At 69.4% G+C, this 10,909-nt stretch carries 10 protein-coding genes; 5 read left to right on the top strand and 5 right to left on the bottom strand.

Going from position 1 to position 10,909, the window contains the following annotated elements:
* Positions 1 to 179: 179 nt before the first annotated feature.
* The gene (locus ACOJSF_RS00395; RefSeq protein ID WP_420140264.1) at positions 180 to 1,106 is read right to left on the bottom strand and encodes an alpha/beta hydrolase; all 927 of its coding nucleotides are present in this window, start codon (positions 1,104 to 1,106) and stop codon (positions 180 to 182) included.
* Between the two features lie 93 nt (positions 1,107 to 1,199).
* Here ACOJSF_RS00395 and ACOJSF_RS00400 point away from each other — a divergent pair, with 93 nt between their 5' ends.
* A complete protein-coding gene (locus ACOJSF_RS00400; RefSeq protein ID WP_420140265.1) occupies positions 1,200 to 2,600 on the top strand; it encodes a M20/M25/M40 family metallo-hydrolase in 1,401 nt (466 codons plus the stop codon).
* Here ACOJSF_RS00400 and recF read toward each other — a convergent pair.
* From recF to dnaN, 3 genes are read right to left on the bottom strand one after another with little or no spacing between them, the layout of a single operon-like run.
* The gene (gene recF / locus ACOJSF_RS00405) at positions 2,582 to 3,670 is read right to left on the bottom strand and encodes a DNA replication/repair protein RecF (protein ID WP_420140266.1); all 1,089 of its coding nucleotides are present in this window, start codon (positions 3,668 to 3,670) and stop codon (positions 2,582 to 2,584) included. The two genes, ACOJSF_RS00400 and recF, sit on opposite strands and share 19 nt — an antisense overlap.
* Before the next feature lie 31 nt (positions 3,671 to 3,701).
* Positions 3,702 to 5,192 carry a PQQ-dependent sugar dehydrogenase gene (locus ACOJSF_RS00410; protein ID WP_420140267.1) on the bottom strand — a complete coding sequence of 497 codons (1,491 nt, stop codon included), beginning with the start codon at positions 5,190 to 5,192 and terminating at the stop codon, positions 3,702 to 3,704.
* A 60-nt stretch (positions 5,193 to 5,252) separates the two neighbouring features.
* Positions 5,253 to 6,362 (bottom strand): DNA polymerase III subunit beta, encoded by a 1,110-nt coding sequence (dnaN, locus tag ACOJSF_RS00415; RefSeq protein ID WP_420140268.1) that lies wholly within the window; start codon positions 6,360 to 6,362, stop codon positions 5,253 to 5,255.
* Positions 6,363 to 6,461: 99 nt separating this feature from the next.
* Here dnaN and ACOJSF_RS00420 point away from each other — a divergent pair, with 99 nt between their 5' ends.
* The 3 genes from ACOJSF_RS00420 to ACOJSF_RS00430 are packed head-to-tail and all read left to right on the top strand — an operon-like array spanning position 6,462 to position 9,389.
* The gene (locus tag ACOJSF_RS00420) at positions 6,462 to 6,899 is read left to right on the top strand and encodes a hypothetical protein (RefSeq protein WP_420140269.1); all 438 of its coding nucleotides are present in this window, start codon (positions 6,462 to 6,464) and stop codon (positions 6,897 to 6,899) included.
* Between the two features lie 38 nt (positions 6,900 to 6,937).
* Positions 6,938 to 8,134, top strand: a complete 1,197-nt coding sequence (rlmN, locus tag ACOJSF_RS00425) for a 23S rRNA (adenine(2503)-C(2))-methyltransferase RlmN (RefSeq protein WP_420140270.1) — start codon at positions 6,938 to 6,940, stop codon at positions 8,132 to 8,134.
* A 22-nt stretch (positions 8,135 to 8,156) separates the two neighbouring features.
* Positions 8,157 to 9,389 (top strand): class I SAM-dependent methyltransferase, encoded by a 1,233-nt coding sequence (locus ACOJSF_RS00430; protein WP_420140271.1) that lies wholly within the window; start codon positions 8,157 to 8,159, stop codon positions 9,387 to 9,389.
* A 15-nt stretch (positions 9,390 to 9,404) separates the two neighbouring features.
* Here the strand turns inward: ACOJSF_RS00430 and ACOJSF_RS00435 are convergent, their stop codons facing one another.
* The gene (locus ACOJSF_RS00435) at positions 9,405 to 9,815 is read right to left on the bottom strand and encodes a hypothetical protein (RefSeq protein WP_420140272.1); all 411 of its coding nucleotides are present in this window, start codon (positions 9,813 to 9,815) and stop codon (positions 9,405 to 9,407) included.
* Between the two features lie 125 nt (positions 9,816 to 9,940).
* Between ACOJSF_RS00435 and ACOJSF_RS00440 the strand changes: the two genes are divergently transcribed.
* Positions 9,941 to 10,909 (top strand): argininosuccinate synthase (locus ACOJSF_RS00440; RefSeq protein ID WP_420140273.1); only part of this gene is annotated, 969 nt, incomplete at its 3' end.

The raw sequence follows: 10,909 nt of genomic DNA on the forward strand, positions 1-10,909 counted from the left end.
GTCGCCGATATACATGCCGGGACGCTTGCGGACCGCGTCGAGGCCCTTCAGCACCTTGATCGAGGAGGCGCCATATTCGTTGGTCTGGGGGTCGGTTGCCATGCCCAGCATATAGGGATTCGGGGGTCGAAACCCAAGCGAAATGGATGCCTCCGGCGCCGCGCCGGGCGCGGCGCGCCTCAGGCGCGGACGGCGCGCGCGGCGAGGAAGGTGTCGATCCGGTCGAGCACCGGCAGCCGCACCGCATCCGCCTCGCGCAGCAGCTCGTGGCCCGTCCCGTCGAGCATCATCAGCTCGGCCCGGGGCATCGACGCCGCCGCTTGGGCGATCGCGCGCGCATCGACCACCGGATCGCGCCGCGTGCCGAGCATCAGCACGGGGATGTCGACCGCGACCAGATCGCGCGGCGGCAGGCTGGCGATCGATCGGCAGGCGGCGCGGACCCAGCCCCAGCTCGGCGGGCCCGTGGCGATCTCCGGCTTGCACGCCTTCCACCATATCTTGTCGTCGCGGCGTTCGGGGCAGGAGGTCATCCGCCCGCCCACGTCGCCGATGTCGCGCCCCCACACCTTGCGCTCGCCGAGGCCCAGCAGCCCCGCGACGCGCGCGATGGCGCCGAGCGCGCGGCCGGGCACCGCCCCCACGCGGATGTCGATCATCGGCGAGGCGAGCACGGCGGCGTCGATCCCGCGATGCCCGGTCGCGAGCAGGCGCAGCACCAGATGCGCGCCCATCGAATGCGCGACGATCGCGCGCGGGCCCGGCGTCGTGCGGCACCAGTGATCGACGAACGCGGCGAGATCGGCCAGCAGCGGCTCCAGGCTCGCCTGATGGCAGATCAACGGATCGGCGAGGTGCCGCCCCGATCCGCCCTGCCCCCGCCAGTCGAACCCGTCGAGCCGCCACCCGCCGTCATTCCAGTGCGCCAGCGCCTCCAGATATTTCTCGACGAAATCGCCGCGTCCGCCGAGGAACAGCAGGCTGCCGCGCGGCGTCCGCGCGGGCGGCCAGGCGAAGCTGCGCAGGCGCCAGCCGTCGGCCGCGCGCCATTCGGAAAAGCGCATGCCGGCGGGGACGATTCGGCGGTCGATCGGCTGGGCGGTCATCGCCGCTCAAGATAATCCCGATCGAACGCGCTTTCCATGGCGCGCGCGCCATGCTTTTTGTCGGTCCGACACGATTTCAGGGGGACCGAGAGCATGCACGTCCGCGCGGCGACGTTTCTGGCGATGGCGGCGGCGCCCGCGCTCGCGCAACCGGCGCCACGCGCCGATCGCGCCGCCTTCCGCGCGCTGTATCAGGAGATGGTCGAAACCGACACGTCGGTGACGAGCGGAAGCTGCACCGACCTGGCCGGCAAGATCGCCGCGCGGCTCAAGGCGGCGGGCTATGCCGATGCCGACATCACGCCCTTCTCGGTCCCCGATCACCCCAAGGAAGGCGGGCTGGTCGCGATCCTGCCGGGCACGTCGCGCACCGCCAGGCCGATGCTGCTGCTCGGCCATCTCGACGTCGTCACCGCCAAGCGCGAGGACTGGACCCGCGATCCTTACAAGATGATCGAGGAGGACGGCTTCTTCTACGGGCGCGGCACCGCCGATATGAAGGCGATGGACGCCATCTGGGTCGATGCGATGATCCGCTTCAAGCGGGAAGGCTACAAACCGAAGCGCACGATCAAGCTGGCGCTGACCTGCGGCGAGGAAACGACCTGGGCGTTCAACGGCGCCGAATGGCTCGCCAAGAACAAGCCCGACCTGATCGCCGCCGAATTCGCGCTCAACGAGGGCGGCGGCGGGCGCGCCGACGAGAATGGCAAGCCGACGGTGATGAACCTGCATGTCGGCGAGAAGATCGTCCAGAATTACCGGATCGAGGCGACCAATCCCGGCGGCCACAGCTCGGTCCCCATTCGCGACAATGCGATCTACGAACTGGCGGACGCGATCGCGAAGATCCGCGACTACGACTTCCCGCTCCAGCTCAGCGACACCACGCGCACCTATTTCGAAAAGGCCGGCGCGACGCGGAAGGACGCGATGGGGGCGGCAATGGTCGCGATCGCGCGCAACCCACGGGACAAGGCGGCCGAGGCGACGCTCAACACCGACCGCAGCTATCATTCGATGCTGCGCACGACCTGCGTCGCGACCCTGCTCGACGGCGGACACGCGAACAACGCGCTGCCGCAGCGCGCGGGCGCCAACATCAACTGCCGCATCTTCCCCGGCACCGATGTCGAGGCGGTGCGCAAGCAGCTCGAAACCGTCGTCGCCGACCCGCGCATGACGGTCACCCTGGTCCAGCCGATCCGTCCGCCGGCCGTCCCGCCGCCGCTCGATCCGAAGATCGTGAAGCCGGCGGAAAAGCTGGTCGCCAAATATTATCCGGGCGTACCGTTCGTGCCCGTCATGTCGACCGGGGGCACCGACGGCATCTTCCTCGAAAGCATCGGCATCCCGGTCTATGGCCCGCCCGGCCTCTACAACGTGCCCGAAAGCGGCGCGCACGGCCTCAACGAAAAGATGCTGGTCGAGGGCGTCTATCGCGGGCGCGACATGTTGACCGAACTGATCCGCGCCTACGCCGACGCCGGCTGACCGGCGCTTCCCAGGACGAGGTGCGTCGTTCCCGGCGGGGTATCGGCGAACGGCGCGGGCTCGGTTCCCGTCATCCACACCTGCCCGCCGGCCTCCGCCAGCCGTTCGAACAGCGCCCGGCGGCGCAGCGGATCGAGGTGCGCGGCGACCTCGTCCAGCAGCAGGATCGGGCGCGCGCCCCGCCACGCCGCGACTAGATCGGCATGCGCCAGCAGCAGGCCGAGCAGCAGCGCCTTCTGCTCACCCGTCGAACAGAGCGCCGCCGCCATCCCCTTGTCGAGGTGGGTGACCGCCAGGTCGCTGCGATGCGGGCCCGCCAGCGCGCGCCCGGCGCCCGCGTCGCGCCCCCGTCCGCGCCGCAACTCCTCCGCCAGCGCGGGCTCGGCCATGTCCCCGGCGGGCGTCCAGCCGGTCAGCATGATGTCGCCGCGCGCGAACGGGCCGGGGGCCTGCGCGCGCAGGCGCTCGGCCAGCGCGGTCACGGTGCGCCGCCGCGCCTCGGCGATCGCCGCGCCATGCGCCGCCATCCCGGCTTCCAGCGCGGTCAACCAGGCCGGGTCGGCACCGTCGGGTTCGGCGAGCAGCTTGTTGCGCGCGCGCATCGCCGCTTCATAGCGCGTGGCATGCTGCGCGTGTCCGGGCTCGCGCGCGAGCACCAGCCGGTCGAGGAAGCGCCGGCGGCCGCCCGCGCTCTCGGCGAACAGGCGGTCCATCGCCGGGATCAGCCACAGCAGCGCGAGCCGCTCGCCCAGCGCGGCGGCGGCGGCCTCCGCGCCGTTGATCCGCACCTGCCGCCGTTCGGGCGCGGTGGCGCTCGCGCCCGTCCCGATCTCGATGTCCCCGCTCAGCCGGGCATGGACCGCGAACCCGCCCGGCCCGTCGCCGCGCGCCATGTCCGACAGCGCCGCCCCGCGCAGCCCCCGCCCTGGCGCGAGCAGCGACAGCGCCTCCAGCACGTTGGTCTTGCCCGCCCCGTTCTCGCCGGTCAGCACGACCAGCCCCGCGCCCGGCTCGATCAGCAGGTCGCGATGGTTGCGGAAATCGGTGAGCGCGAGGCGGCGGACGGCCATCCGCCGCGCTTAGCGCATCCTTCGACGCCCGTCAGGCGTGACCGAAAGCCCTGCGGCGGCGGCGGCGGCGCAGCCCGAACCCGACCAGCCCGAAGCCCAGGATCGCCATCGCCCACGTCGCCGCTTCGGGCACCGGGGTCGCGACGAAGCGATAGATGTCGCCGTCGCCCTTGGTGATCAGATAGAGTTCGCCGTCCACGTCGATGCCCAGCCGCAAATCGACGCGGTCGGTGCGGCTATACCCTTCCAGGTCGCGCATCGTCGTCGGCAGGCCGCCCAGCATCAGGCGCAGTTCCCGCAGGATCGGATTTTCCCCCGGCACCGCCGCATCGGGATCGAAATAGAACAGCCGGCCCGAAACGAGATCGCTCACCACCATCTTGCCGATCAGCGCGGGCACCAGGCTGCCCTCGTACAGGATCGCGCTGCCGATGCTGGCGAGGTTGGACGCGCCGTCGCGGATGATCTCCTCATGGTCGTATTGCCCGATCGGATCGACGAAGCGGCCGTCATTGGCGGGCGTGTCGTAAATGTCGCTGCCCGCGTGCGCGAACGCGCCCTCGCGCAGCGGCCAGCCGTAATTCGCGCCGGCCTGGCCCAGATTGACCTCCTCGATCTGCGACTGGCCGATATCGGCGATGAACATCCGCCCGTCGCTGCTCCAGTCGAACTGCTGCGGATTGCGCAGACCGTAGGCCCATACTTCGCCGCGCGCGCCCGCCTCGCCCACGAACGGATTGTCGCCGGGTACGGCATAGGTGAGCGGGCCGGCGCCGTCCGGATCGGCCGGGTCGATCCGCAGGATCTTGCCGAACGGGCTGGTCAGGCTCTGCGCGCTGCCGAACGGATCGTTGGTGCCGCCGCCATCGCCCATACCGATATACAGCTTGCCGTAATCGGCGTCGGCGGGCGTCGCGGTCGGGTTGAACGCGATCGTGCCCGCGCCGTGATCGGTGAAGGGCTGCGCGACCCGCATCACTTCGCGCATGCCGGTGACCGATGCGGTCGCGGCCGCCGGATCGGCAACGGTCCATTCGCGCACGACATTGTGGTGGTTCACCGGCGCGCCCGGCACGCTCCACCCCGCCGTGCCCGCCGACGGCAGGGTCGTGTCGATCGTGTAGAAGGTGCGATAGCCCGGCTGGTCGGGGTCGCGATTGAAATTGGGGTGAAAGGCGACGCTCATCAGCCCGGTCTGGATCGTGTGCGCCGCGTTGGAAAAGCCGATCCCGGCGGTCCGCAGGTCGAGATAGGGGACGGGCGCGCCGCCCGCCTTGTTCGTGACGTAGAGGATGCCGCGCGTATCGTTGACGAACATCCGGCCGCTGCCGTCGGGAAGCGCCTTGATCTGCTGGGCGGCGGCGCGTGCCGGCTGCGCCGCGGTGGCGGGAAGCTGCGTGAACCATTCGATCTGCGCGGTCGTGCCGGGCTGGATCGCCGCGAACGGATTGACCACCACCGCCGCCTGGGCGACCCCCGCGCACAGCGCCATGGCGCCGACCGCGCCCAAAACCCCCCGCATCGCGTGCCCCCACACTCAAAAACACCGGGGCGGCCCTATCTCATGCGAATCGCCAGCGCGTCAAACCCGCATCGGCATCAGCACGTAGAGCGCGGGCGCCTTGTCATTCTCGCGGATCAGGGTCGGCGCGGCGGCGTCGGCCAGGTGGACCTCGATCAGGTCGCCGTCGAGCTGGCCGAGAATGTCGAGCAGGTAGCGCGCGTTGAACCCGATCTCGAACGGCAGCGCGGCATAGTCGCCGGGCACTTCCTCGGCGGCGGTGCCGTTTTCGGGGCTCGTCACCGACAGCGTGATCTTGTCGCGGTCGAGCGCCATCTTCACCGCGCGCGTCTTTTCGCTGGCGATGGTGGCGACGCGGTCGACCCCCTCCTCGAAGCTGCGCGGATCGAGCTTGAGCAGCTTGTCGTTCGCGGTCGGGATGACGCGGCTGTAATCGGGAAAGGTGCCGTCGATCAGCTTCGACGTCAAGATCGCGGTGCCGAGCCCGAAGCGCACCTTGGTCGGCGACAGCGATACCTCGACCGACCCGTCGACCTCGTCGAGCAGCTTGCGCAGCTCGCCGACGCACTTACGCGGCACGATCACGTCGGGCATTCCTTCCGCCCCGTCCGGACGCGGCACGGTGACGCGCGCGAGACGGTGGCCGTCGGTCGCAGCCGCCTTCAGCACGGGCGTGGCGTCGTCCGAGACGTGGAGGAAGATGCCGTTCAGATAGTAACGCGTCTCCTCGGTCGAGATGGCGAAACGCGTCTTGTCGATGATCTGCTTCAGCGTCTCGGCCGGCAGGTCGAACCGCGTCGGCAGCTCGCCCTCGGCGATCACCGGGAAATCCTCGCGCGGCAGCGTCTGGAGGTTGAAGCGCGCGCGCCCGGCGACGACCTGCATCTTGCCCTCGGCGGCGGCCAGCTGGACCTGCGCGCCTTCGGGCAGCTTGCGCGCGATATCGAATAATGTGTGCGCGGACACGGTGGTGGCGCCCGGCGTATCGACCTGCGCCGCGATCGTCTCGACGATCTGGAGGTCGAGGTCGGTCGCCATCAGCTTGAGGCCGCCTTCCGACGCCTCGATCAGCACGTTGGACAGGATCGGGATGGTGTTGCGCCGCTCGACCACCGACTGGACGTGCCCCAGGCTCTTCAACAGGGTTGCACGTTCGATCGTCGCCTTCATGTCCCGCCCCAATCCGCTTGTGGTCGGCCGTTATAGCGTGGGCATCGGCCTGTTCCAGCGCATTGTTGCGGCGACGCGGCGAAGCGGCGAAGGGGGGCGATGCCCCTTCTTTTTCCCCTCCTGCTGGCGGCCGCCGTCGCCGCGCCGCCCGGGCGGGTCGCGATCGGGCAATATGGCGCGTGGGGCGCGTTTGCCGATGCCCGAGGGCGAAGCTGCTACGCGATCGCGATGCCGGCGCGCGGCGCGGGCGGCTCGGTCGCGGCGGTCGCGCCCCCGGGGCGGCCGCGCGTCGAGCTGCGGCCGAGCCGCCCGGCCCGGCCTGGCAGCCTCTCGGTCCGGGTCGACGGCCGCGCGCTCGCCTTCGACGGCCCCTCCCCCGCGATCGAGGGCCGCGCGGCGATCGTCGCCTTGCGCGGCGGCACGCGCCTGCGCGTCTCGGGGACGACCGCTGAGGGGCGCCGCTTCCGCGACGATTATCCGCTGCGGGGCTTCGCCAGCGCGCTCGACGCCGCCACGCTCGCCTGCCTCGCGCGCTGAGGCTGGCAAAAAAGCGCAATCTGTCCTATCTGGCGGCGATGAACGCGCCGATGGCGATCCCCGGACATATCGATCCCGTGCCCGTCCCGCGAGCGGCGGCGCCGCGCGCCGACGGCCGCGTCGACCTGATCGGCCTGACGCGCGAGCAGTTGCGCGACCTGCTCGCCGAACATGGGCTCGAACCGAAACAGGCGAAGCTGCGCGCCAAGCAGCTCTGGCACTGGATCTACAATCGCGGCGCGACCGACTTCACCGCGATGACCGACATCGCCAAGGCGATGCATCCGTGGCTCGCCGAACGGTTCGTGATCGGCCGCCCCGGCGTGGTCGAGGCGCAGCAGTCGAGCGACGGCACGCGCAAGTGGCTGCTCCGTTCGGACGACGGCCACGATTACGAGATGGTGTTCATCCCCGACGCCGATCGCGGGACGTTGTGCGTGTCGAGCCAGGTCGGCTGCACGCTCAACTGCAGCTTCTGTCACACCGGCACGATGCGGCTGGTGCGCAACCTGACCGCGGGAGAGATCGTGGGACAGGTCATGCTCGCGCGAGACGCGCTCGGCGAATGGCCGAGCCAGCCCGAAGGGCGCATGCTCACCAACATCGTGATGATGGGCATGGGCGAGCCGCTCTACAATTTCGACAATGTCCGCGACGCGTTGAAGCTGGTGATGGACGGCGACGGCCTCGCTCTGTCGAAGCGCCGCATCACGCTCTCCACCAGCGGCGTCGTGCCGATGATGGCGCGCGCGGGCGAGGAGATCGGCGTCAATCTCGCTGTGTCGCTCCATGCCGTGACCAAGGATGTGCGCGACGAGCTCGTGCCGCTCAACCGCAAATACGGGATCGAGCCCCTGCTGGAGGCGTGCGCCGCGTATCCGGGCGCGAACAATGCGCGCCGCATCACGTTCGAATATGTCATGCTGCGCGACAAGAATGACAGCGACGACGATGCGCGCGAGCTCGTCCGCCTGCTGCGCAAATACCGCCTGCCGGCGAAGGTCAATCTGATCCCGTTCAATCCGTGGCCGGGCGCCGACTATCTATGCTCGACGCCCGAACGGATCCGGGCCTTTTCCAACATCGTGTTCGAAGCCGGCATTTCCGCGCCCGTGCGCACCCCGCGCGGCCGCGACATCGACGCCGCGTGCGGCCAGCTCAAGACCGCCGCCGAGAAGAAAAGCCGCGCCGAGCGTGACAGGGAAGCCGCCGAAATGGCGGTGGCGGGCGCGTAACGAGATCGGCTAAGCCCGCGCCATGCTGCTCTTCGATCGCGCGTTCAAGAAGCTGATTCGGCGGGGCGAATTGATCGTCCACGCCGCCGACGGGAAAACCTACCGCTATGGCGCGCCCGAACCGGGGCGCGCGCCGGTCGCGGTCCGCTTCACCGATCGGTCCACCCCGCGCAAGATTGTGCTGGCGCCGTCGCTCGGCGCGGGCGAGGCCTATATGGACGGCCGCCTGCTGATGGAGCAGGGCGACATCCACGCGCTGATCGATCTCGTCACCTGGAACAATCGCTGGGAACGCCGCAGCGACCGCAAGAATCTGGAGGCGACGGCGCGCACGCGGCTGCCCGGCGATCCGCTCGGCTGGCTGCGCACCTACAATCAGGAACGCCGGTCGAAGCGCAACGTCGCGCACCATTACGATCTGTCGGCGCGACTCTACGATCTCTTCCTCGACGCCGACCGCCAATATAGCTGCGCCTATTTCACCGATCCCGACAACAGCCTGGAGCAGGCGCAGCTCGACAAGAAGGCGCACATCGCCGCCAAGCTTAATTTACGTCCCGGGCTCAAGGTGCTCGACATCGGCTGCGGCTGGGGCGGGATGGCGCTCTACCTCCACCAGAAGACCGGGGCCGAGGTGCTCGGCATCACGCTGTCGGAGGAGCAGCTCAAGATCGCGCGCGAGCGCGCCGCCGCCGCCGGCGTGGCGGACAAGGTCCGGTTCGAACTGATCGACTATCGCCGTGTCACCGGCACGTTCGACCGGATCGTCTCGGTCGGCATGTACGAACATGTCGGCCCCGCGCATTTCCGCACCTTCGCCGCCAAGTGCCGCTCGCTGCTGGCCGAGGACGGGGTGATGCTGCTCCACACGATCGGCCGGATGGGGCCGCCGCGCCCGACCGACGCGTGGACGGTGAAGTATATCTTCCCCGGCGGCTACATCCCGTCGCTGTCGGAAATCGCGGCCGCCGCCGAATCCGCGCGCCTGATCACCGCCGATGTCGAAACGCTGCGCCATCATTACGGCTACACGCTGGAACATTGGCTGCGCCGGACGCAGGCCAATCGCGAGGCGATCGTCGCCATGTATGACGCGCGTTTCTACCGCATGTGGGAATTCTACCTCGCGGGCTCGCTCACCGGTTTCTTCAACGGCGCGATGGTCAATTACCAGGTGCAATATGTGCGCGACCGCACCGCACTCCCGATCACCCGCGATTATATGGCCGAGGCGGAACGCACGCTCCGCGCGTGACGTCCCGCCGGACGTTCAGCGCGCCTCGGGCGGACGTCCGGCCCGCATCTGCGCGCGCCACGCGTCGCGTTCGGCCGGGCTGATCGTCCCGTCGCGATCGCTGTCCATCCGGTCGAACAGGGCGAGCGCACCCTGTTCGAACTCGGTCGCGCTGAGCTTGCCGTCATGGTCGCCGTCATAGCGTTCGAGCTGGCGACCGCCGCGACCGCCGCGCGCACCCGACGGCAGCTCGTCGCCCGCAAGGACACCGTCGCCATTCTGGTCGAGCCGGGCGAAGCGCTCGCGCACCTGCGCCGACGCCTCCGCGCGCGTCGACGGCAGCATCGGCCCGCCGCGCATCGCGCCGCCGGGCGGGGGCGCATCCTGCGCCAGTGCGGGACCCGCGAGGGTGAGGGCGGCAAGCAGGGTGAGGGCAGGGATCCGCATCGGACGACTCCTTGGCAAGGAAGGGTCGCAGAATCGCCCCGCGCCGATGTACCGCGCTTGAACCGCGGCGTTGCGCGCGCGCACCCCGCATGCCAAAGGCGCGCCGTTCCCAGCGGAGTGAGAAGATGAGCGACGTTCGCCGCGTGGTGCTCGCCTATTCGGGCGGCCTCGATACCAGCGTGATCCTGAAGTGGCTGCGCGAAACCTACAATTGCGAGGTCGTGACCTTCACCGCCGATCTCGGCCAGGGCGAGGAGCTGGAGCCGGCGCGCGCGAAGGCCAAGCTGATGGGCGTCCGCGACGAACATATCTTCATCGACGATCTGCGCGATGAATTCGTCCGCGATTACGTCATGCCGATGATGCGCGCCAACGCGCTGTACGAGGGGCTGTACCTGCTCGGCACCTCGATCGCCCGGCCGCTGATCGCCAAGCGCCAGATCGAGATCGCACGGGCGGTCGGGGCCGACGCAGTCAGCCACGGCGCGACCGGCAAGGGCAACGATCAGGTCCGGTTCGAACTCGGCTATTACGCGCTCGCGCCCGACATCCGCGTGATCGCCCCGTGGCGCGAATGGGATCTGACCAGCCGCACCCGCCTGATCGAATATGCCGAACAGCACCAGATTCCCGTGCCCAAGGACAAGCGCGGCGAGAGCCCCTTCTCGACCGACGCCAACCTCCTCCACACCTCGTCCGAGGGCAAGGTTCTCGAGGATCCGTGGGAGGAGGTGCCCGATTACGTCTATTCCCGCACCGACAATCCCGAGGACGCGCCCGACACGCCCGAGATCATCACGATCGATTTCGAGCGCGGCGACGCGGTTGCCGTCAATGGCGAGGGGTTTGGCCCGGCGGCGTTGCTGGCGAAGCTCAACGATCTCGGCAAGCGCCACGGCATCGGCCGGCTTGATCTGGTCGAGAACCGCTTCGTCGGCATGAAGAGCCGCGGCATGTATGAGACGCCGGGCGGGACGATCTACCATCTCGCCCACCGGGGTATCGAGCAGATCACGCTCGATCGCGGCGCCGCGCACCTCAAGGACGAGCTCGCGCCGCGCTATGCCGAACTGATCTATAACGGCTTCTGGTTC

Origin of the sequence: Sphingomonas sp., assembly GCF_048594985.1 — a bacterium.
Classification (GTDB): Bacteria; Pseudomonadota; Alphaproteobacteria; order Sphingomonadales; family Sphingomonadaceae; genus Sphingomonas_I.